The sequence below is a fragment of the Bacillus benzoevorans genome (genome assembly GCF_014207535.1).
Taxonomy (GTDB): Bacteria; Bacillota; Bacilli; order Bacillales; family Cytobacillaceae; genus Bacillus_BD; species Bacillus_BD benzoevorans.
In genome coordinates this window covers 1-23,471 of record NZ_JACHGK010000032.1, presented here as the reverse complement: position 1 = coordinate 23,471, position 23,471 = coordinate 1, and the positions used below count along the sequence as shown (strand labels likewise).

Sequence of the window (23,471 nt, the reverse complement as noted above, 5' to 3'; positions counted from 1 at the left end):
TCAGAATTCACAGTACCCTTGATTATTTAAGCCCAGTCGAATATAGGAACAAAGACCATAAAAAAATTGTCTAGTTTAGTGTTGACATACCATAAGTATCATAAAATTACAACTTTAGAATTCATCAAAATAAAACGGTACCCCCTTACATGTTTTAACAACATAATATTACCATGCAGTGAAACTTAAAATTTACCTAATATAAACTCTAATTCATTTTCTATTTCTTTATAAACCATCTTTCTCAACTTTTTATCATCATAAAGATATTGATCTATTGCAGCAGTTTGAAGTGAATGCCCTCCAATTAAGTTCCTATTCAGCTTTAAAAGCTCTTGGTCAATCAAAGCCAGTCTTCTTTCAAAGTCAACATCTCCAAATGACTTTGTTTGCTCTGCCTTAAAAATTACTGCCGATTCACCTATCGACTTCACTGGAAACCACTCTATACTAATGCCTGTATAGTGTTCTTTATACTTGCTTAATCCAATTTCAAATCTAACAGGACCAATAGCATACAATCTCATATGCTGATAAATTGAAGGAAAGCATTGCTCTACTAAAGTTCGATACGCTCTTTGATAGAATTCAAAAAACTTTTTTAATCTCTCTTTAATTCTTTCATTGCTCCATAACTCCCAAGAAGAACAAATATTTTTATTTGGCTTTATATCTGATTGAGGTAATAAATAATCTTTGAATTCTATCCTTTCACCTATTAATTTAAAAAACCTCATTAGAACACCTGTTATAAATTCATTATTTAAACGACCATAGGAACTTCTTGATTGCGCATATTTAAAAATATTATCTCCATATAAGAGAACTTTAAGAATATGCTGTACAGGGTGTTTACTTAAACTAACTTTACTTACTTCACCATTTAAATCTCTTATAGAGAAATATTGACTCGGTAAATTATTCAAAACATATTCAATACAAGGGACTATACTTTCTGGAGATTCGTAATTATATAATCTTTCTTTTTCTATCAATTCTTTTAATTGATTCTTTATAATGTAAAGAGCAACTTCTCTCGAAGAGTCTAAACCTAAATCTGTTTTTCTAAGATCAAAATACCAATGATTAGATGATTGTAAAGAAATAATAGGTATACTTATAACATTTCCATCCTCATCTTGTCTCTCCATGGTAGCAGATCCTGCTTCTTCACTTACTATAATAGTTCTTTCATCTATATCATTTCTTACTATTTCTATACTTAGAGTTAAGCTAGCTCTGTCTAAAGCCCCTACAATAGCAATATTATCATTGTTACAAAGATCTTGTTGCTCGCACCAGGGGTAAAATTCACGCTTTATACTCTCAAAGAAGTTATCTATGATATTCAAATAACTGCTTCGCATCTGTGTAAAATATTCCTCTAGATACTCATTTGTCCAAATCTTATCTAAATTATTATTAAAGTTAAACCTTGATTCTAAACATTGACGATATAAATAGATATCCTTTGTCTCTAATTTGTCTAGAATTAAATTTTGTTGCTCATAATTTCTTAAAAGACCAGACGTAAATTTAAATACCTCATAATAACCTTCATTTAAATAATTTATGTCAACAAAATTCGAAATCTCATCTTCAGGAAGTCTCGAAAGCTTAAGAGCTACAAAATATTCTTCTATTGAGGGATGGAAGAATTCTATGCGATTTCTTTCTTCCAAAAGAACTCCAGTTTGCAATATTTCTTTTTTTATTAAATTTAAATTCTCTTGCCCCTCAATTCGACTACCTACTACATCTCTAAGCTTTACCGAGCTATTTTTTTTCCTAAAATTCAAATAGGCAAATTCCATTAATATTTCTTCTTTAACATCAAATTCAAAAGCCATTTCTAGATATGTTCCATCTTTTAATAATCTTTCTTGCATAATATAAGATATAAACATCGCATATAACTCAGATTTATTTTTTGGTATGATTTTATCAGTCATCTCTTTCATAATGTGAGCAGTCATATAAAGAAATAGCGGATTCTCGATTAAATCTTTTAATTGTTTTTTTAGTTCATGAATGTAACCATAATGAACCCTTTCTTCAAATACAGTTTCAATATATTCTTGAATTTGTGTATCAGACAAAGCTTTTAGGGTATATTCTGTTAATATTTTATAAAATTCATTATGATAGTTTTGCTGACGACAAGTCATAATAATCTTAGTTTTTTCAAATTGGGATACTCTACGTATTTCTCTAATAAACAGGTCCTTATTATTAATTACTTCATCTAATCCATCTATAAGTAAAATGTATTTACCAGATTTTAAACCCTCAATTATTTGCTCATCTTTGATATCCGGTAAATAATACACTAACTCGTTTCTTATTCCTTCTACAATCTTTTCATACCCTCTATACCATTCCTTAGCTTTTAGATAGATTGGTACCTTACCAATAGAGACCTGTGGATTTTCAATAATCTCTAACATAAGCATATGTAATAAGTATGTCTTTCCACCACCGGGTTTTGACAAAATTATCACAGATTGATCATCTTCTAAGATTTTGTTAAAACTGATATCTTCTTTACTACGTTGTTTAGGTTGAACAGATATAGAAAAGCCTAAGGGATTCACTTTATTTTCTTCTATATTTCTTTTTAAATTATTTTCCAATTGTTCTTGTAATGTATACTTTAATGATAAGATATATTCTTCGTATTCTGACTCATGTTTCTTTGTGAAAAGTGGAACTCCTATTAAATTTAGGTATTCTCTATAAACATAGAGGCTTATCGCACAAAGTCTACTTGCTTCTTTACTTTCACTTACTTGTTCTAACATAACAGCGACTGCTTGATTATTGTATAGTAATGGTCCTCCTGAACAACCACTATAATCTTTAATAGAATCAGATTTTACCTTAATATCTAAATTAGAGCCGTAGTCAATGTCTACATCTTTAAACTCGTTTCGGATTTCCAAATCTATTGATGTACCTTTTTCTTTTGCAACTGCTGGGTACCCATAAGTAATGCACTCAGTTGTAGAATAGAACCTATAATCTATGCATTTAATAATTTCAAAATCTTCCACTTGCTGATTTAGTTGCAAACAAATAATCTCATATTCTTCCCAACCACCTACATTCAATAGAGGTTCTGCGTTAAATGCGATTTCTAATCCTTGCTCATTAATAAAAGTTACTTTAATCACTTCAACTTCTTTTTGTAAATAAGGTTTTATAGCATGTAATGCTGTAATAACCTTATCATTTGAAACTAAAAAACCGCTTGAAGTTAGATTGCCACATTCAATTCTTGGTATAGACACTCTAGATGAAAAATCCATTACTTCCCCTCCTAATCTACAGCTATATTTAGGGGTGAGGAACCAGTTCCCACAACTACCTCTAAATTAAAGCTCTTTTTCATTTCTTCTGTGCAAATCCATTTAGATGCTTTTGTTTCATAATTAAAATAAAATTCTTTATTTATGTCCTTATTCTTATAAATAAGTTTTGCTAAAGATTCTAAATTAGGATGTGTATGCTTACTACCGTTAGTGGAAATTAAAAATCTATCACTTTTTAATACCTCTGATAACTTTAATGTCATATTTTTTCTACTCCCATGGTGTGGAACTTTTACTAAATCAAATTTTTCAATCCCTAAATTATATATATTTTCATATAAAATATCTGGATGCCCATCAGCTAAAAACAATAGATTCCTTCCTTCATAATTAATACAAATAGCTATCGAAGATCCATTTGTTGGAGAATTGTCAAGATTTACTTTCCCTTGAATAAGTCTTTCTACTGATTCAATAGTTTTGTTTTCTTCTAAAGAAACTTCTGTTTTATCAATCTGTAATTCTTCATACATTAGCAACATAAACTCGAAAGCATCATCAAATAACTGATCTTCTGTAATGTTAAAATTCCACTTCTTATTTGTAAGTTCTTTTAGCCACTTTTTCTTCAATTTTTCTAATTTCTCGTTATTAGGTGAAAGTATATTAATAAATACATCACCAAATTTAATTTTTTCAATATTATCTTGTGATACAGCCTTACCTTCGAAACTACTATTCCATTTATATCCCCCTGCTAATAATAGGGCACCCAGAGTAGAACCTTGTTTTACACTTACTTCAGATTTACTAATTTCACTGAATGACTCTCTCTTCACATATGATTCTCCTAATGCAATTTCTCTTTGTAATATTCTTTTTTCCTTATCACTTAGAGTCCCTTGATTTTTATCCATCTGTAAATGTCGATAACAGTTATACCAGACTTCTTCTATTTCTATATTTTTAGACTTATTATTATCTTCAATAAAGGCAATTGCCCCCAGTATATGATCCTCATCGATATGAGTTAAAATAAATAAATTTATTTTCTCACCTAGCTTTTTTAATTCTTGTAAATCCTCTTTCAAATAGTTATAGTATGTATCTGCATATCCACAATCAATTAATATATGTTTACGATTTTTTTCCCCCAAGGAGATTAAAAAACAATCCCCATTTTCAGCAGGGTACATTTTTATATTTATCAATACTTTATCATCTCTCTTTACTTCAATTTCATTATTAACTTGTCTTTCCAATCAACTAAAGTATTACTTGTGTGTTTTAATTTTTCACAATCTAAGCTACTTAAAATCTTTTTATTCCATGAACCACTTTGTAACATTAACTTCTGTAGCAAATCTCTTAAAAATTTCTCATCAACATTGGATTGATAGATAATCAACGTAGATAACGACTTACCATCAGGCGTTGCTATTTCAATCACATACTGAGTTTTATTTGTTAAATAATTTATGACTTTAACCAAACACGCACATCTTCTTAAATTGTCATTAATAAATGAAAATTTCCTTCCTAATGGCAGATAAACAAAATTCATTGCTACTTGATATTTATTTGCATCTTGAGCTAATAATTGAATCATCTTTATAAACTTCTCTAACCCTTGCCATCCAATATCCTTCGTAACTTCTAAAGTTTTAAAATCAATCGGTTGAATAGTTCCCCCATAAATTGATTCATCAAGTCCTACTATTTGTTGCTGCTTTTGAATACCGCCACCTTTCCCATGATTTAATATATAAATATCACCTTTACTCACTTCTTGAGTATCACCGTAAATTTTATGTACCTGAGCAAGATTATTAAATTGTAACTGTGTACTCGGTATATCCTGTACTTGTTGATTTGCATCTTGCTTAGAACGTTTAGTTGAATCATCATTTAAGAGATTTTCAGTAGTATCTTCTTTGAATGATTTTCGATATTTACGTTTACCAGGCGCTGCTATTCTTTTCTTAAAAGCCTTATGTTTAACTTTGATATCAGTAAAGGTGGTTCCTTCCATATCTGATCCTAACCATTGTAAAATCAAAAACTTATTACCTTTTTGTATTCCTCTAAATCTAATTTGTGTATTAAAGATCTCTGGAAGCTGTACTTCTAGATTCAAATATTCCTTTTTGCCTTGTTTAAGTGTAAGTAGCGTATAAACGGATTCAAACGATGCTTTGATACTTGGACTAAAATATAACCAAGCAAAATAACGAATAAAATTTTCATCTTTTATAATGTTATTAGGAATATCATCTTCCAGTTCCAAATAAGCTTTCGGATTATTTAATCTTGTAGCTTTAACTAACATTTCCAAACCATTTGGTCGCATCATAGCGTTAGTTATCACTGTATTAACACCAAAAACAGCACGAATGAATTCAAATTGTGGAAGGTCATATGTTTTATCTTCCACTACGAATTTAAATACAGACTGGCTCATAAATTCTGGGTTAGCAAATAAGAAGTAACCAACCTCTTTACACGCATCTAATGCGCTGATAACCTTACATTGATCTAATTTAGGAATTTTCGCATCATAAATGATTCCTGTAGTATTAGACTCCATTATTTGTCCATCTTTATAAAATGCTCCCACTTTCAATAAAAGCAGTGCTGCAATCGGAAACTCTAACGTTTCAATTTGATTATCATATTGAAAGCCTGCTCTTATACGCCATTGACCGTCAGTAATTTTTGCATTACCTATCCATGTCAAAACAACCTCTTTATCCTTATCAAAAGTCCATGGTCTTAATTTCAATCGGCATTTCCCCTTGCTGATACCATCTAATTTCATCTCGTAAAGCATTTTCTACTTTTACACTTAAGCTCTTTCTAAGTCCCGCTAAACGTTGAACTTTCCATTCTACTATCTGCTCTTCCTTTTCTAGATAAAGCTTCTTACAAGCCCATTTAATACGGCGAATTTGATATTGCTCACGCGTTTCTAAATTTTGAACAAGATAGGCTTTTGTTTTTGGTAATTTATCTAATAGCTTTTCAATTAATGACAATTGCCCAATAGCTTTTCCTACTCGACTTTTATTTACATACACTGGTTTTTCAAGCGAATATAATTCTTGAATAACCTGCTTAACTTGAGTCAATATTTCCAAATCACGCTTCTCCCAATCTACTCGTTTATTAATAATCGGTTTTGTGGATGCCTTTGGATAATGTTTCTTTAACCATTCTCTATTATTTCGATAGTGCCAAGCATACAAGGCTGGCGCTTCATTTCTCAGCTGAGTAATTGTAAAATTAGGATATCCTCTTAACAGATTGACCCACTCATTTTCTTTCTCAATTTTAAAAAGTGATATGGATAGATTATTTTGATGATTATAAGACTTCTGATGCTCAGCGTATTTTTTTACAGTTGTATAATCACATTTCAAAACTTGTGCAATACGATAATAACTTAATCCTTCAGGAACTAATTCTTTTAATCTTGCTAACCACACATCTCCAAAAGCTTTGATTCTCCCAATTTTGAAACTATCTGATTCTGCCATATCTGGTCCGCGACGTGAATAAATAAATCCACATTCGCAACTAAATGTTCCTACCGGTCTTCTTGTATCCGTACAAGTTGTAATAGTTACTTCTGCTATAACGCGCTTTTTATAATGGTCCGCTGCTGGATTCAAACAGTGATACGGTGCTTGTCCAAAAGGTTGATACTGCTTCCCTTTAAACTGTTCTAAATCTTTAACTGATACGTTTAATAATCCCAATAACAACAAGTGTTGTACAGGATGAAATGCTTTACGGTGCTTTCTAACAATACTTCTTAACCATGATGTATCAGAATGTTCATCGAAATCACAATCTACTAATGTTAGAAATTCTTTACCATAATATCTTTTAAATTGCTTCGTAAAATATTGCTGATGCACTTTCCCTAAATGATTAGCGTAACCATTTATTTGCATTAAGTACTTATAAATAGCTGATAATTCTTCTGTTTCAATTATTTCTATAAGATTTATTAAATTAATGCTTTCATCTGAAAGCCTTCTTAAATACTGATCAGTCTTTGGTGAATATAAATTAATTAAATGTGGTGATACTAAATCAGCTCTTTCAGCTGAAATAAATTCATGTTTATGAGGGTTGCGTAATTCTATGTTTGAATTGTGAAGTAACTCTTGATGTATATGACAGTAATATACTTTTGGTAATTGGTGGCTAACATGCCAGTAAGCTTCACCATACTTTTCTGTATCCTGTTTTACACAGCTAGGGCAAAAGCGAAGATACTGCCCATCTTTTATTATGGATGCGGCAATGCCTAGGAACATATGAATCGCCCCTGGTTTGCCACCGTACTTTAGATAATCCATTGCTCTTTTCTTAATATCATTTGTTTGAAAAAATGTGTAGTAATTATACAAAGTATGATTACAAATCAAATCGTTTATTTTCGGTGGATTAAAATGATTTATCTTTTCATGAAAAGCATTTAAATTGCTAGGCAAATCAACTACAGCGACCGAACTCACATTTCCAAATAGCTCTTGCATTGTTTGCTTTGAACTTTCGTTACTTGAATGGTCATGATAACGAGCAAACCAACTATATAATAATTCATCTGGATAAAGTTTCGGGAAGTAACTAAGCATATTTTATGCCTCCTACATTGCAAATTCATCCAATGCCGACTTTATATATCCGGCTTCCTTCAATGCTTCATAGTTCGACTGTTTACTTTTCTTTGCTTGTTCTACGATTGTCAATAACGTTCCATTTTGTTTCTTGGCTACTTTTTCTTTTGGCATATTCAACTCTTCTGCTAAAGTAATAGCCATTTTCATTTGTGAAGGTAAATCCATGTTTCCATGTTCATTTATTGTTTTTGTAGCTGCCTTTTGTGCTATCTCAACACCTATTCCTAATGCAATTAACGAACTCATGATAGTTTCTACATAAGAAGACTGCTTTTCTTGACGTTTTCGAGCTTGCAACTCTTTCTTTTTCTGAATGGTTGCCCTTAAATCTACTTTTGATTGTCGTAATACCAAGTATTCTTCAATATCCATTGGCATAATATCAGCATATTTTTCTAATTCTGCTGTTCGACCATCTCTTAAAGCCTTCAGCATCGGTTGTACAAGCTTTAAATCATCTTTTGCTACTTGTTTAATAGCTGCTGACGTGATAATCTCTGCACCTGTTTCGATAGCTCTGCCTTGCGCTAATGCAAATAATTTTACCGCAATATCTACTATTCCTTGGCTTTCGTCATACAAGGTTCGATTTATTTCCTCAGTCAAATCTGTTCGATTTTGAATCCATTGATATTCCCATAAGCTTTCTATCAACAAATTCCAATCGTCATCCTTTTTCATTTGCTGCCAAACCATATCGCCTTGTCCACTACCCCTACGTGCTTGACGAAAATCTTGTTGTAATACTGCCTTTGCTCTCATCGTTCCAATTAATATTACGGGTACACCAACCTCATTAATTAACGTAACGAAGAAGTTCATCATCTTCTCCGAATTATTATCTCTTGTAGCTAATAAATGCTGAATTTCATCAATGATGATTGCTCCAATACAATGTAACCTAGCAATCTGGCCCATTCTAGTAACCATAGAGCTAATTGAATTTCGGCGACTGCCAAACTTCTCATAATAATTTGTTCCAAGAAGATGATCCATTTTTAAAAAGAAATCTAAGCATAGCGATTTTAATGAACCATCGTGTGGACAGTTAAGCTTAATCCATACAACTTGCATTAAATTTAATGGATGTTCATGTAAAATAACTTGCGGATAAAGCGATAAAATACGCTCTATCGCTGTTGTTTTACCAATACCTGAGAAGCCCATTAATGTCATACTCGATGCTGTTGAACGAATATCTCGAGAGCCGTTTAATGCACGATTGTAATCTGGCAATCTAGGATTTCTACTAACATATCCATGGCGAAGTAATCTTGAAAACCGTTGTTCTAAATCTAAGTGCTGCATAACTGGCTGAAAAAACTTATTGATACGAGGAATCGCATGGTAACGTATATGTGTAGGTAAATTTATTTCCTGCTCATCATAAGGTGGATAATAGCTTAATTTTTCATATGCTTCCTCTGGTGAAAGAATGGGCGGTAATGCTTCAATTAAAGGATTACCTCTGAAATCAATTACTTCTTGCTCTTTATATACAGCTGGTGTGATATTTCGGAAGTTTGATTGTTCATTCATTCTTATCTTCCTTTCTACGCTTTAAAAATTCTCGCACATTAGGTCGCTTAAAGTCTGTTTCAGCAACGTTTTGAGGAAATAGAATGACCTCTGTAGCTTCTACCTGTTTTTCAATGATAGGCTTAGATTCAACTTTACGCTGTCTATCTTTTTCTACTTTCCGATTATCTCGAATAGCCCCTACTTGTTCAGCTTTACTTAATGTTCTATCCTGATGAGCTTTTTTCTCTTTTTCTGCTTGCTTAATAATTGCTTCAACATCTGCAATATAATCTATCTCCTTTTGAAGCTGCTTGTGATTTTGGTCTTGTTCTATTCGTCTTTCTTGTTGTCTCCAATATGTTATTTCATCTAAGCTTAAACCTTCATACCTTTTAGAGACCTCTAACATATAGCATTCTTCAAAATAACCTATTGTTTCGTCTATTACATAAACATGGCTCATATTTCTCGGATCAAAAGCTAATTCTATTTTCCACGAGCCTTTCATTCTTGCATTTTCAAACCAACTTTCTTTAATCGCTTTATCACAGCTATAAGAAATCCCTTTAAATTGAATTCCTTTATGATTTACCGTTGCGTTACCTCTTGGCAGTAACTGTAGCTTTACTAGTTCTTCTGAAACAATTCGTAGCTTACCTGTACGATTTTGTATGCCCCAACGCCACAATTCAATAGGAATAGGTTGAACATTATCGGAAACTAAATCTCTATCTCTCACGTATGATTTTAAATAATGTTTAGTATTGTACTGTAGAATTTGTTTAATTAGAATCTGTGTAAATTCTTTTAAAGTAAGTTTGGCATCTAGACGGTAATCCTTTGCCCCACGCTCTTGAAAATCCACATCAATATAGCCTGGCAGCAACGGTTTTACTTTCTTTTGAATTAAATCAAATTGCTTTTCAACAATACCTTTCCAATCTGCTCGATATGAAGCTGCATTTTCGACATGTAAATTAAATGCTCTAACTAGTCGTTCAACATTGTACCCTTCAAATTCACCTTTATCTGCCAACAAAATTTCTGGTAGATGGCGACTTGGCCAATCGTTTTCATTAAGTTCAATATCATACTCTGAACAATATGCTTTTTTATCAGCAACAACATTTGTTAATGCCATCATAGCTCCAGCCCATGACGGACCTTCTAATCCTACATACATACCGACTGCCATTCTGCTAAAAACGTCCATTACTAAATAAACAACAGGACGTCCAATAATCCAATTACGATTTACTTCTGAAACTAAATAAACATCTGCAATTGTTGCATCAATTTGATAACGAGAGCCCGGTCCGAATACTTCTGACTGAGATGTATTTAACACCGCGCGATGATCTTTATTAAAACGTTTTTCACCTTTTCTTGCTGTTAATACTTCAGAAGCGTTGTATTCTTTTTGATACCAGTATTTAAATTGTGTAAGAGTAGGAATAGCATCTTCGTCCTTTAACAAAACCTTCTCAACACCATTTTCGTAATAAATATTCTCTGCATAAAACTCTTTTAACATAAACTTATATGCTGCTGTTAAGCTATTCTGCTTTGAAGTTAGGTAGTATTTTTCAATTGCTAACCTAAAAATTCTTTTTGTTTCTTCATCAACATTTATCCCCTTAACCCCATAAACAGGAGGTCTACCGCGCTTATTTTCTCCAGCCTTTCGCTCTTTTCCTTTTGCACCGGAATTTTTATAGTCTGGCAGTAAGGCATCAATCGTTTTTCCTCTAGACCAATACTTATATAAATATTTGCGTATAGTTGGATAGGTTACATCATGCTTCTCTTGAACTTCTTTTATTAACTCTGTACGAAAAGACTTTTCGTAAATAGCCGGCTCTTCTTTTACAATATCCTCAATAATTACCCATGCAGCATCTCTCGCTTCATAGTGCTTATTTTCATACTCATTAGACACTATTACATCATAGGAATTATCGATAATCTTTCTCCATTCTCCAACAACGATTAAATCTGTCATTTCAGAAACTAACTTCTTTTCGGGGAATGCCTTTGGATTATTAAGCTCTAAAATATACATAATTGAATTACTTGGATCAAGCCAAAGAATTCTATATAAACTTTCTTGCTGGTAGTCTTGCAAAATTTCATTCACATAAAAATTCACTAAGCCCACCTCTTATTGACATCAGATGTTTTCATAAGCAATATATTAGCAACGTCTTCCTTTAAATCGATTTTTTTATTCATATCAACCTTTAACAATTTCTTTGCTAATGCATATTTATATAAACTAATTGCTGTTCCCATTTCAAAGTTATATTTCACATCAAAGGCTTGTAAATTTTCAAGTACTGTACCTCTGAAGTTAGTCCATTCGTTCATTAGCAAATCTACTTTTTCATCTTCATCAACAAAATAGGCATCACGTAAAAACTTTAAATTACTAAGTAAAGTTTGTGGTAATTCTTTTTCTGTTACGATTGCCCAATCAATTCCTTGTCGTTCCCAATGGCGTTTTTCTATTTCAAATTTTTCGATAACTCTTTCGTCATTGAGGTCTTTTTCAAATTTAAGAGTCCGAGCTTTATAAACAATTGAAGACCCTTCACGTATCGTTAAGAAAAAGTCAGTTGTCATAACGATAGTGGTATTTGTTTTATTATCGAGAGGATGTTTTATACCTAAGTCGTCAGCTATTTGTAATGTTACTTCTCGATCTAAAGGGAATTGCTCACGAATATCTATTACATTGTCTGCCCAATCACAGAAGCAAAGGTAGTTAAATTCTAAATCTGATAATAAATGATGCTCACGTGATGTTTTCCACCCTATAAAGCGATGAACACGTCCGCTAGATGGTACATCTTGAATAGTTAACCAAGGCTTGTAAAGAGCAAGTTCACCTTGCCCTCTACCTTCCTTAATGTATCGAGAGATTTTTGCTTCAGTCCAACCTATTTGACGTTTAGCCATATAGTCTCCTCATTTCATTTAGAAATCTGGCGTAGGTTTTTCTGAAAAACCCAGTTCTGCTATTTGCATAATTGATGTAAATAAAACATTGCTAATATACGTTTCCGGTAAATCTCTTAAACGTGCATAATGAGTTAATTTCCATCCCTGCGCTATTGCTCGTTGACCATAACTTTCACATGAAGATATGACTGAATTTTGAGCATGGATTTTTGTGATTTCTCTAGCTTGATATCTTTGAGTGCTGTTAGCAACTGACCGATAAATAATGCTATAAATCTGTGAGACTGAGAAATGTTCTAAAAGCTCCTCAAAAACCTTTATCGTCTTCTCTCCAGGATTAAATGTATAGCCCACTTTATGCATTTGATATAACAAATACTGTAAGCATTCATTAAGTGCAACTTGTCTCCATATCCCGTAACAAAAATCTTTAAAACCTTCTTCATCGTTCAAATGAGGATACATTAACCGCTTAATCATAGCATCGTAGTCGTCATCTTCTGGCATGACATTCAAACGATAATGAACTTTATAGATATAGTAAGCAATTTTATATTGTTCTTCATCTTCCGATACAAACTCTATTTCAAAGTCATCTACTTTTGATTTCAAGCTAGGAACTAAAATGTTTCTACCTGTTAATGTAATTATTATCTCTCTTTCATATTCTATTGTAGGTGCTATTTTCCCCTTAATGTTTTCTAAAGGTTCAATATAGCTTGTATCTTCCGAAAGAGCACCTCGTAATATAACCGCTAAATAAAGTCTATCTTCTAAGCTTAAATCTGTCTCTAAGATCATCTCCCAATTGTCTTCTTCATAATGCTCACATAATAATTGTCTTTTCTTCTCTATTAACCTTTTTTGGCTCTCTTCCTCTAATCTTTTTGCTTCCATTCTTTCTTTTTTACAAAATTCGCAGATACAAAAAGATGTTTCTTGATGTCCACAACTAGAACAATATTTCTGATGATTATTAAAATAATTAGAGTAAGATCTAGATTCTAGATGCATAACAATAGGCGATTCACATTTTATACAATACTCACCATTTAACACTGCAGGAAATATTTTCACTAGATTTGATGCGGTTGTTTTTATTTCATATTCTGACAAAAGGTCCTTAATTTTTTCCCCATCATAATATGCTGCTATTAATTCTGCAATTTGTTCTTTAGATAGATGGCTTAATCTTTTATCTAAGTTACTAAAATCTAAATCATCAATTGATAAATTCATTGAAAATCCCTCCAAACCAAAAACACCCGTTCGCTTATTTCAATTATAAGCGAATGGGTGTTGAACTTCCATATCTAAACAACTTTATTATTTTTTAAATGACTTTATTATTTTTAAACAACTTTATTATTCGTTAACAACAACTAATCTATTCATATACCCTATTACTCAACTGTTACGGATTTTGCCAAATTACGTGGTTTATCTACATCGCAGTCGCGGTGCAAAGCTGCATAGTAAGCAAAGAGCTGCAGCGGCACAACGGAAACTAGTGGTGTTAATAATTCATGGACCGCTGGAATCACAAAGCGATCTTCTTCTGATTCAAGACCTTTCATGGAAATAATACATGGATGTGCGCCGCGTGCCACCACTTCCTTTACATTTCCGCGGATGCTTAAATTGACGCTTGCCTGTGTCGCCAGTGCGATGACAGGTGTTCCGTCTTCAATCAGGGCGATCGTACCGTGTTTTAATTCCCCGCCGGCAAAGCCTTCTGCCTGGATATAGGAGATTTCCTTCAGCTTCAACGCACCTTCAAGACCAACATAATAGTCAATGCCACGGCCAATAAAGAAGGCATTCCGGGTTATTGCTAAATACTCTCTTGCCATATCCTCGAATTCCACTTTAGAATCACAAAGCATTTCGATGGCGTTTGCGGCGATACCAAATTCCTGCAGCAGATCCATATCGTTTCCTCTGCCAACAGCCTGTGCTGTTACTTGTGCCAAAATTGCTAATACCGCAATTTGAGCTGTGTAGGCCTTTGTAGAAGCAACGGCAATTTCTGGACCCGCATACAGCAGCAGCGTATAATCCGCTTCCCTTGATAAAGTGGAACCAGGCACATTGGTAATGGTTAAGGCTTTATGACCCATTGCTTTAATTTGCACTAGAACGGCACGGCTATCTGCTGTTTCACCGCTCTGCGAAATGAATATAAACAGCGGCTGCGCAGATAATAAAGGCATGTTATAGCCGAATTCACTAGAAATATGAACTTCAACCGGAATACTTGCCAGCTTTTCAATATATTGTTTGCCGACAAGACCAGCATGATAAGAGGTACCGGCTGCGATAATATAGATTCTGTCGGCCCCCTTTACCGCATCGATTATCTTTGGATCAATCTGTAGTTCTCCTGCTTCATTTTGATACTTCTGGATAATTTTACGAATAACTAGCGGCTGCTCATCAATTTCCTTCAGCATGAAATGCGGATACGTTCCTTTTTCGATATCACTTGCATCAAGTTCAGCTGTGTATGGGCTGCGCTCAATTACATCGCCATCAAGGTTTTTAATGGTAATATTATTTTGCGTGACAATAACGATTTCCTTATCCATGATTTCCACAAATTGGTCCGTTACCTGAAGCATCGCCATGGCATCACTGGCCACCACGTTGAAAGTATCTCCAAGCCCAATGAGAAGAGGGGATTTATTTTTCGCTACATAAATCATATCGTGATTAAGCTCATCCAATAAGGCAATGGCATAGGAACCCTTTAACTGTTTAAGCGTGGTACGGAACGCTTCTTCCACAGAAAGACCGCTGTCCGCAAACTTCTCCACTAATTGCACGATTACTTCCGTATCTGTATCGCTCTTCAGCGGAACATCCATTAAATATTCACGTTTTAATCCTTCATAATTTTCGATCACACCATTATGAACAAGCGTGAAACGTCCTGAAGCACTTTTATGAGGATGAGCATTTTTTTGGCTCGGCACGCCATGGGTTGCCCAGCGTGTATGACCAATCCCTACATTGGCAAAAAAGTTTGGATCAACGATTTTGCGTAAATCAGCAATCCTGCCTTTTTCTTTAAAAATCTGGACATGTTCCTCACCCATGACTGCAATTCCGGCAGAGTCATAGCCGCGGTATTCCAGTTTCTCTAATCCTTTTAATAAAACTTCCTTTGAATCCTGTGTGCCTATATAACCAACAATTCCACACATTCGTATTCTTCCTCCCTAAAAGAGCGGGATCAAGAAGCCTCCGTTCAAATGAAAACACTGGCTCTCAAACTTATTGCAAGCGATCGGTCGCTTTCAAGCAGGAAAGGCAAAATTTGAACGATCATCGGGGGCAACTTGTCCCCGCATCTCATCTTTTTTTCACCAGCAATCTCTTCCCTTTGTCCATTAAGTTGCCTTAATGATTTAAAGAAGAACTGTCGATTGTGCCGGTACAACCGGGAGGTATCCGCCGATAACTTCGATAAACCTCCTCCTCGTCAACTAATCCGGTGCTGCTCGTTCGAGGGATTAGTTCAGGCGCTTTAAAAAATGCACTGTAAAACGGGTAATTCTTCTCTTACTAGTCACTCGTTTTCCATGTGCACAGAAACACAAATATCATACATTAAATAGAAACCTTCGTCAATTGCTATCCTGAATTTTCCATTCCCTTAAAGGTCTCCTATATTAAAATATGCATAAAGGAAGGTGAAGTTCCCTTATGCATATAAATAATTATTATACTTCCGCCAAACCCATTTCTTCCTTCACAACTGCGGCAATGCGGTTTACATAGGAGGCGCACAGTTCTTCCGTAGAAGCCTCAGCCATCACGCGGACAAGCGGTTCAGTTCCTGAAGGGCGGACTAAAATGCGTCCGTTGCCGTTCATCTCTTTTTCCACTTCAGCAATAACTGCGCTCACTTTTTCGTTTTCTGTCACATGATGCTTATCGGTAACACGGATATTAACAAGCATTTGCGGGAACTTTTTCATTTCCCCGGCAAGTTCTGAAAGTGGTTTTTTCGTCATTTTCATAATATTAACCAGCTGAACACCTGTTAAGAGACCGTCTCCAGTGGTGTTATAGTCAAGGAAAATAATATGACCTGATTGTTCACCGCCTAAGTTATAGCCGCCTTTTTTCATCTCTTCAACAACATAACGGTCACCTACAGCGGTTGGAATACTGGCAATGCCATGAGCTTCTAAAGCTTTATAGAAACCGAGATTGCTCATGACTGTAGAAACAACGGTTCCATGCTTTAAGCGCCCGTGTTCCTTCATATACTTGGCACAAATGTACATAATCTGATCACCGTCGACGATGTCCCCATTTTCATCAATGGCAATTAAACGGTCACCGTCACCGTCAAAAGCAAGACCCACATCGGCTCCCTTTTCTTTTACATAGGATGCCAGTGTTTCAGGATGAGTCGATCCAACACCATCATTAATATTCAAGCCGTTTGGCGATGCTCCCATCGTTGAAATATCTGCATCCAAATCAGCAAATAAATAAGTAGCAAGCGCAGATGTTGCCCCATGGGCGCAGTCTAATGCAATATGGATATTGGAAAAATCCTCGTCAGCTGTCTGTTTTAAATATTGGAGATATTTTTGACCGCCTTCAAAGTAGTCGTTAACCTGACCCAAGTCAGCGCCGATTGGTCTTGGAAGCTGATCACTTTCCATATCCATCAACTGCTCAATTTCCAATTCCTGCTCATCGGATAATTTAAAACCATCAGGACCAAAGAATTTTATTCCATTATCAGCAACTGGATTATGTGAAGCAGAAATCATCACTCCTGCCTGAGCACCCATTGCTTTCGTTAAATAAGATACTCCTGGTGTGGAGATAACCCCTAATCGCATCACCTCTGCACCAATGGAGAGAAGTCCGGCTACAAGTGCCCCTTCAAGCATATGGCCTGAAATTCTTGTATCACGGCCAATTAACACTTTTGGCCGCTCTTTATTCTTCGTTAATACATAACCGCCTGCGCGCCCTAATTTAAAGGCTAACTCAGGTGTTAATTCTGTATTCGCCACTCCGCGTACTCCATCAGTACCGAAATATTTACCCATTTCTTGAATCGCTCCTTTAGGATTATTTCCTATGATCATGACTTAAGGATGACAGGATTAATGGCTAAAGAACCTCTCCCATTTCCTTTACATCATATTGTTTTTTATTATCGTGTTCCATTTTCCGGCGCCTGTCCGTTATTCAGCTGTTTCGCTTGAATGATAATTCTTGCCTTTTCATTTGCAAGGGACCAGTTCGCATTTTCCGGACCTGTTACTTGAATCTGCACCTCATGCTCGCCTTCTTTCAAATTGGCTGCATTTAGTGATAGCTGAAAATCAGATTCCGTAATTTTTTCCATTTCCTCATTTGTCCCCTTAACAGTGACACTTGTTTTTCCACCCGGCGGATTCTGGAATGTTAGGCTTAGTTCCTCTGATAACCCAGTTATACTAATAGGCAAATCGGAAAAGGTTTTTGTTTCCGCGACATTCGTCGTAATCGCCTCTTCACTATCCAGCGTAACCTTTACTGCCGCCTTCACCATTTTCGGTTCTGACTCTTTTATTCCTTCCGGGATAATAATCGGGAGATCCAACTCTGTATTTCTGCCTATCGTGCTGACATCAACCTCTATCCGCACTTTTTCTGTTGCGTTTAATACCTCTTCACTGCCCGAAATCTTCACTTCCTTTGTATCAAGGGTAATAGAATCAATCGTCACCCCATCAGGCGGTGTTCCTTTCTCCACTACCTCTATGGGGACCTTTTTATTCGCCAGCTTAATTGGAATGGTTACCCTGACGGTCTCTTGTTCTATTGTGACATTCAACTTTTTGAAATACTTATCAAAGGCAAAGACCGGTGCCGATTTATCAAATGTTGAGTTAAGGTTACCCCCTGTTTCCACAATCGCCTTCACATAGCTGATACTTTCAATATCACTTTTTCCGCCCGTAACTTTCACTCTGCCAGGCTTCACAATCGCGGGTCCCGCCTCATAGCCTTCCGCGACCATCTTTTTATTAAACTCAACTTCTACATTGAATTCCTTTGAGACCTTTTCCTGCACGGTTACATTAACATATTCAGGGTCTATCTCAGCTGACAGCTTGTCTGATAGATTTCTTATTTGCAGCTGTACACGCTGCCTCCCTACCTTTGCCTGTGATAGATCGGCGTAAACCTCAAAATCCTTTTGCGCCTTAGCGTTCTGCAAATTAGGTTTCGGACCCTTCAAAGTCACTTTTACTGTTTCGGGCACACCGGAAACAACCAGATTATCTGTATCAAAATAACTTTTCACCGGGATGTCTGCTATCGTTTCTTTATCCTGTTCACCCGGGATATTGATATCATTTGTTTCATTATTACTATCATAAATAGAACCAAATAACAGCAGGGCCATGACGAGTGCAACTAATTTCATAAAGTTGCGGTTATCGATTAGTTTATCCAGCCATTTATCCATTTTTCTTCCTCCTCCAATTCCAGCGGGATGGAGAAACGGATTTTTCTGTTATTTGAGTTACCAGCTCTTTCGTAAGCATTTCCCTAAAATTATCTTTGCTTAAATCCCGGTGCAGTTCCCCGTTCTTTGTCAAAGAAACCGCTCCTGTTTCCTCTGACACAACAACTGTAATACTATCGGTTACTTCACTGATACCAACCGCTGCACGGTGTCTTGTCCCTAATTCCTTTGAAATAAACGGGCTCTCCGATAGGGGCAGATAACAGGCTGCTGCCGCTACTCTGTTTCTTTGTAAAATCACTGCACCATCATGAAGCGGTGTATTCGGGATAAAAATATTAATTAATAATTCCGCTGAAACTCTTGAATTTAACTCAATCCCTGTCTCAACATAATCGTCCATTCCAGTATCCCTTTCAACTGAAATAAGGGCTCCTATCCGGCGTTTGGCCATATAATCGACAGCTTTAAAAATCGCTTCGAGCATACCTTCCTGATCTTCTTCCTCCCGCGAGCTGCTCCTGGAGAAAATCTTTCCCCGTCCTAACTGCTCGAGAGCTCTTCGAATCTCCGGCTGGAAAATAATAATAATCGCTAAAAATCCCCAATAAATAACCTGATCCGTAATCCGAAAGATTGTTTGGAGCTGGAAGATTTCACTGATAAAGCGGACAAGAAGAATGACGAAAATTCCTTTTAGCAGTTGTACCGCCTTTGTTCCTCTTACAATCATGATTAATTTATAGATGACGTACCAAACAAGGAGGATATCAACGATATTGGCTAAATATTTCATCAGTGGCAGATCTGCAAACAACATTGTCCTTCCCCCAATTATTTTAGTAAGCTTTGGTACAGATTTATTTAACTCAATGAGGAATCACGATTGATCCCCGTATGTTATAACCCTTTTACACGTAGCCTATCCATTATAACACAAATGTGCGGATTACCAATCGATGATCAGGGCAGACAAACGGGATATTTTCGTGTTAAAAACAAAAAACCCCCTGTCAAAATATAGGGAGTTCCAAGTTAATTCGCTGCCGTTTCTTTTTGCTCACCAAACATGTTTATAACATCTTTTCCGGTATTCTTCACATGGTACCAGATCCACTCAAATACTTCATTAATTTCCTCGATACTTCCCGTTACTTTTCCCGCCGAAGCCATATATTGTTCTCCATTAATAACTGTAACATTGCCATCGACTTCCCCTTCGATTTTGAGGGTGCCGTTTTTCACCACCACATCGCCTTTTACTACTTCTCCCTCTGGGACAATAACCGTGTCATTTTTCACAATTAAATTAGGCTGTTTGGATACTGAAAACTGCTGCTCTCCGCTCCAGACAGACATCATGCTTCCACCCATCAGGACAAGGAACATCGAGACGGCCGTTAACAATGGATGGCTCATAAACCAATGCTTTAGCTTCCTTCTGTGCTTCTTCTGATCCTTTGGCAGCATAGCCATTACATTTGCTGTAAAATCAGCCGGCGCCTTTATATGGGATGTGCTTTGCACAAGGGCAATGGTTTTCTTTAATTGGTTGAAATGTGTTTTACATTCCATGCATTCGTTTAAATGTTCCCGTAACCTATTTTCATGCTCGACAGAGATATCCTCGTCTAGATACTCATGCATATAACTAATCATTTCTGTTGGGCATTTCAAAGTTCTCACCTTCTTATCACACATGTCGTAATTGTTTTCTTAAAGCTTCCCGTCCACGATGAATTCTCGTTTTTACCGTTCCTAGAGGAAGATCTAATATTTCACTGATTTCATTTAATGATAATTCCTCAATGTATTTTAATACAATAACAGAACGGTACTTTTCGGGCAATTTTGAGATCTCTTTTTGTATTGATTCCTTAAGCTCCAGACTTTCAACATCATCTTCGGGCAATGGAGTATTGGATGCGATATGTGAATACATCGTTAACCCTTCTGTTCCTGCTACTTCGGCGTCCAGATAATAATCGGGTTTCTTTTTCCGTATTCTGTCAATACAAAGGTTCGTGGCGATCCGGTATAACCAGGTTGAAAACTTCAAATTCAAATTATAGCTTTGAATATTAACATAGGCACGAATAAATGCTTCTTGTGCTATATCCTCCGCTTCATGTCTGTTGCCAAGCATTCGAAATGACAATTGAAACACTTTATCTTTATAAAGCTCTACCACTTCTCCAAATGCATTTCGGTCTCCCTTTAATACTTGTTTTATTCTCTCTTTCACAAGTGCTTCCATTCTTTTACCTCCGCTCTATGCGGCTACTCGATATACGAATCGATACCGGAAAAGGTTTCACTTTTTCACCATAAATTTTTTAACAAATATTCAATTGTAATAAACACGATGCTAAGCAGTCATGCACACCTTATGTAGGTGGATAAATTAGGTAATGTTCAAATAGATTTCCTCTTTTTTCCTATTATAATAGTATTTCGCCAAATAATGAACCCATTAACGCTACTGCAGCACTGACTATTTCTCAATCTTAATGGCAGAAGAGAGAACCACGTAATAAAAGGGCTGTCCCATAAGGTGTCATCCACAATTTTTCTATATCCAATGCTTAATTATGCAATGTGATGTCAGATAATATATTGTGGTTCTTAGCGCCTTTGCTTTGGGGCGGCCCCTAGATTTATGTTCATGATTGTTTAACACGGACTATCAGCATCATGATAAAAGAGATGATTACGATAGAGATAACCCATAGCCAGGCCATTGTCATATTGCCTGAATCAATGGCAATATAAATGGCTGTGGGGATAGTCTGGGTTTCCCCTGGAATATTGCCTGCAAACATCAAAGTAGCACCAAATTCTCCTAAGGCACGTGCAAAGCTTAATATACTCCCTGAAATGAGAGATTTGGAGGCCAGCGGAATCGTAATAAGGAAAAATATTTTCCACTCACTGGCGCCGTCTACCCTGGCTGCTTCTTCAATGTCGGAATCCACTCCTTCAAATCCGGATTTTGCCGATTGATAAATAAGCGGGAAGGCTACAACTGCCGATGCAATAACAGCTGCCCACCACGTGAAAATAATCGGCTGATGAAAGAGCCATTCAATAGCCTGTCCAACCGGACTTTTTTTTCCAAAGATGACAATTAGAAAGAAACCAATTACAGTTGGAGGGAGGACCATTGGCAGCATAAGCAGCGTTTCCATGACGGTCTTTCCCTTAAAGTTTCTTCGGGCTAATAAACGCCCTGTCAGTGTCCCTAATATGATTACGGCCGCTCCCGCTATTACAGCTATTTTTAACGAGATCCATATGGGGGTAAAAAACTCTTCCCTAAATATACTAGTTAGTTGAATATCCATATTGCCCATATACCTTTAATGCATGTTCCTGCATATTTACACCTCTATCCCTAAATCTAGCTAACCATAATATATTATAATCAATTATCACACAACAAAAAGACAACCCGCAATACGGATTGTCTTTTTTAAATCTTTATGAGCCATGCAGGATTCGAACCTGCGACCCTCTGATTAAAAGTCAGATGCTCTACCAGCTGAGCTAATGGCTCAAAAAATGGCTGGGCTAGCTGGATTCGAACCAACGCATGACGGAGTCAAAGTCCGTTGCCTTACCGCTTGGCTATAGCCCAATAATTGATTTAATAAAATAAAAAGGACAGTTATAGCTTGTCCATTTGTCTCTTACTTATGCATAAATGGTGGAGGGGGACGGATTCGAACCGCCGAACCCAAGGGAACGGATTTACAGTCCGTCGCGTTTAGCCACTTCGCTACCCCTCCAGATTTAAGGTGCCGGCCAGAGGACTTGAACCCCCAACCTACTGATTACAAGTCAGTTGCTCTACCAATTGAGCTAGGCCGGCAAAATATTAATTTGTACTCTAGATTAAAATATGGTGGAGGTTGACGGGCTCGAACCGCCGACCCTCTGCTTGTAAGGCAGATGCTCTCCCAGCTGAGCTAAACCTCCACATAATTTAAATGGTGACCCGTATGGGAATCGAACCCATGTTACCGCCGTGAAAGGGCGGTGTCTTAACCGCTTGACCAACGGGCCAAAATGTTTATTTAAGCTTCCAATCGGATTCGAACCGATGACCTCTTCCTTACCATGGAAGTGCTCTACCTGCTGAGCTATGGAAGCAATAACTCAAATGCCAGTAAAGATAAATCAAGTAATCATATGGCTCCGCAGGTAGGATTCGAACCTACGACCGTTCGGTTAACAGCCGAATGCTCTACCACTGAGCTACTGCGGAAAATAGAGTATTTTTCACTAATATATATAGTGTGCAAAATAGAGCAGTGATTTGTGCTTCAAAAGCCTTTGGCTTTTGTTGCAAGCCGCATCCTCTGCAGGACGATGCGGCTCACTGAGCTACTGCGGAATAATATGCTTGGCGGCGTCCTACTCTCACAGGGGCAAAGCCCCAACTACCATCGGCGCTGAGAAGCTTAACTTCCGTGTTCGGGATGGGAACGGGTGTGA

15 protein-coding genes, 8 tRNA genes and 1 rRNA gene are annotated in these 23,471 nt (G+C 36.2%); all 24 read right to left on the bottom strand.

Annotated elements, in window-relative coordinates; translation table 11 throughout:
* Positions 1–185 precede the first annotated feature (185 nt).
* Complete coding sequence (locus tag HNR53_RS22345; protein WP_184530267.1) at positions 186–3,308, bottom strand: NACHT domain-containing protein; 3,123 nt, start codon at positions 3,306–3,308, stop codon at positions 186–188.
* Positions 3,309–3,319: 11 nt separating this feature from the next.
* Positions 3,320–4,573: an MBL fold metallo-hydrolase gene (locus HNR53_RS22340; RefSeq protein ID WP_184530265.1), complete on the bottom strand. Its 1,254-nt coding sequence runs from the start codon at positions 4,571–4,573 to the stop codon at positions 3,320–3,322.
* The gene (locus HNR53_RS22335) at positions 4,540–6,093 is read right to left on the bottom strand and encodes a Tn7-like element transposition protein TnsE (protein ID WP_184530263.1); all 1,554 of its coding nucleotides are present in this window, start codon (positions 6,091–6,093) and stop codon (positions 4,540–4,542) included. Before HNR53_RS22335 ends, HNR53_RS22340 begins: the two co-directional genes overlap by 34 nt.
* Positions 6,068–7,957, bottom strand: a complete 1,890-nt coding sequence (locus HNR53_RS22330; protein ID WP_184530260.1) for a TnsD family Tn7-like transposition protein — start codon at positions 7,955–7,957, stop codon at positions 6,068–6,070. The genes HNR53_RS22335 and HNR53_RS22330 overlap by 26 nt, the downstream gene beginning before the upstream one ends.
* A 12-nt stretch (positions 7,958–7,969) precedes the next feature.
* Entirely contained in the window at positions 7,970–9,541 is a 1,572-nt protein-coding gene (locus tag HNR53_RS22325; RefSeq protein WP_184530258.1) for an ATP-binding protein, read from the bottom strand.
* On the bottom strand, positions 9,534–11,672 hold the full coding sequence (locus HNR53_RS22320) for a Mu transposase C-terminal domain-containing protein (RefSeq protein ID WP_184530257.1): 2,139 nt from the start codon (positions 11,670–11,672) through the stop codon (positions 9,534–9,536). Before HNR53_RS22320 ends, HNR53_RS22325 begins: the two co-directional genes overlap by 8 nt.
* On the bottom strand, positions 11,672–12,481 hold the full coding sequence (locus HNR53_RS22315; RefSeq protein ID WP_184530255.1) for a TnsA endonuclease N-terminal domain-containing protein: 810 nt from the start codon (positions 12,479–12,481) through the stop codon (positions 11,672–11,674). Before HNR53_RS22315 ends, HNR53_RS22320 begins: the two co-directional genes overlap by 1 nt.
* An 18-nt stretch (positions 12,482–12,499) precedes the next feature.
* On the bottom strand, positions 12,500–13,723 hold the full coding sequence (locus HNR53_RS22310) for a hypothetical protein (protein ID WP_184530253.1): 1,224 nt from the start codon (positions 13,721–13,723) through the stop codon (positions 12,500–12,502).
* Positions 13,724–13,887: 164 nt separating this feature from the next.
* Positions 13,888–15,690: a glutamine--fructose-6-phosphate transaminase (isomerizing) gene (glmS, locus tag HNR53_RS22305; protein ID WP_184530250.1), complete on the bottom strand. Its 1,803-nt coding sequence runs from the start codon at positions 15,688–15,690 to the stop codon at positions 13,888–13,890.
* Positions 15,691–16,209: 519 nt separating this feature from the next.
* Positions 16,210–17,562, bottom strand: coding sequence for a phosphoglucosamine mutase (gene glmM / locus HNR53_RS22300; RefSeq protein WP_184530248.1), 1,353 nt, complete (start codon positions 17,560–17,562; stop codon positions 16,210–16,212).
* A 107-nt stretch (positions 17,563–17,669) separates the two neighbouring features.
* On the bottom strand, positions 17,670–18,974 hold the full coding sequence (locus HNR53_RS22295) for a CdaR family protein (protein WP_184530246.1): 1,305 nt from the start codon (positions 18,972–18,974) through the stop codon (positions 17,670–17,672).
* Positions 18,967–19,794 carry a diadenylate cyclase CdaA gene (gene cdaA, locus HNR53_RS22290; protein WP_184530244.1) on the bottom strand — a complete coding sequence of 276 codons (828 nt, stop codon included), beginning with the start codon at positions 19,792–19,794 and terminating at the stop codon, positions 18,967–18,969. The genes HNR53_RS22295 and cdaA overlap by 8 nt, the downstream gene beginning before the upstream one ends.
* 215 nt (positions 19,795–20,009) lie before the next feature.
* Positions 20,010–20,651, bottom strand: a complete 642-nt coding sequence (locus tag HNR53_RS22285; protein WP_184530242.1) for an anti-sigma factor family protein — start codon at positions 20,649–20,651, stop codon at positions 20,010–20,012.
* A gap of 16 nt (positions 20,652–20,667) precedes the next feature.
* A complete protein-coding gene (sigW, locus tag HNR53_RS22280) occupies positions 20,668–21,231 on the bottom strand; it encodes an RNA polymerase sigma factor SigW (protein ID WP_184530240.1) in 564 nt (187 codons plus the stop codon).
* A 406-nt stretch (positions 21,232–21,637) separates the two neighbouring features.
* Complete coding sequence (modB, locus tag HNR53_RS22275; protein WP_184530238.1) at positions 21,638–22,318, bottom strand: molybdate ABC transporter permease subunit; 681 nt, start codon at positions 22,316–22,318, stop codon at positions 21,638–21,640.
* Positions 22,319–22,457: 139 nt separating this feature from the next.
* Positions 22,458–22,530: transfer RNA gene (locus HNR53_RS22270), tRNA-Lys, on the bottom strand.
* A gap of 6 nt (positions 22,531–22,536) precedes the next feature.
* Positions 22,537–22,611: transfer RNA gene (locus tag HNR53_RS22265), tRNA-Gln, on the bottom strand.
* Positions 22,612–22,678: 67 nt separating this feature from the next.
* Positions 22,679–22,762 (bottom strand) — tRNA-Tyr (locus HNR53_RS22260).
* Between the two features lie 10 nt (positions 22,763–22,772).
* A tRNA-Thr gene (locus HNR53_RS22255) sits at positions 22,773–22,845 on the bottom strand.
* Positions 22,846–22,876: 31 nt separating this feature from the next.
* Positions 22,877–22,952: transfer RNA gene (locus HNR53_RS22250), tRNA-Val, on the bottom strand.
* 12 nt (positions 22,953–22,964) lie between these two features.
* Positions 22,965–23,039: transfer RNA gene (locus tag HNR53_RS22245), tRNA-Glu, on the bottom strand.
* Between the two features lie 14 nt (positions 23,040–23,053).
* Positions 23,054–23,126: transfer RNA gene (locus HNR53_RS22240), tRNA-Thr, on the bottom strand.
* A 40-nt stretch (positions 23,127–23,166) separates the two neighbouring features.
* A tRNA-Asn gene (locus tag HNR53_RS22235) sits at positions 23,167–23,241 on the bottom strand.
* Between the two features lie 136 nt (positions 23,242–23,377).
* Positions 23,378–23,471 (bottom strand): 5S ribosomal RNA (gene rrf / locus HNR53_RS22230); the annotation flags it as partial.

Excerpts from the sequence above, each read along its gene's own strand:
- HNR53_RS22345 (WP_184530267.1), bottom strand. The coding sequence starts at position 3,308 with ATGGATTTTTCATCTAGAGTGTCTATACCAAGAATTGAATGTGGCAAT.
- HNR53_RS22330 (WP_184530260.1), bottom strand. The coding sequence starts at position 7,957 with ATGCTTAGTTACTTCCCGAAACTTTATCCAGATGAATTATTATATAGT.
- HNR53_RS22325 (WP_184530258.1), bottom strand. The coding sequence starts at position 9,541 with ATGAATGAACAATCAAACTTCCGAAATATCACACCAGCTGTATATAAA.
- HNR53_RS22315 (WP_184530255.1), bottom strand. The coding sequence starts at position 12,481 with ATGGCTAAACGTCAAATAGGTTGGACTGAAGCAAAAATCTCTCGATAC.
- HNR53_RS22310 (WP_184530253.1), bottom strand. The coding sequence starts at position 13,723 with ATGAATTTATCAATTGATGATTTAGATTTTAGTAACTTAGATAAAAGA.
- glmS (WP_184530250.1), bottom strand. The coding sequence starts at position 15,690 with ATGTGTGGAATTGTTGGTTATATAGGCACACAGGATTCAAAGGAAGTT.
- glmM (WP_184530248.1), bottom strand. The coding sequence starts at position 17,562 with ATGGGTAAATATTTCGGTACTGATGGAGTACGCGGAGTGGCGAATACA.
- HNR53_RS22295 (WP_184530246.1), bottom strand. The coding sequence starts at position 18,974 with ATGGATAAATGGCTGGATAAACTAATCGATAACCGCAACTTTATGAAA.
- cdaA (WP_184530244.1), bottom strand. The coding sequence starts at position 19,794 with ATGTTGTTTGCAGATCTGCCACTGATGAAATATTTAGCCAATATCGTT.
- sigW (WP_184530240.1), bottom strand. The coding sequence starts at position 21,231 with ATGGAAGCACTTGTGAAAGAGAGAATAAAACAAGTATTAAAGGGAGAC.
- modB (WP_184530238.1), bottom strand. The coding sequence starts at position 22,318 with ATGGATATTCAACTAACTAGTATATTTAGGGAAGAGTTTTTTACCCCC.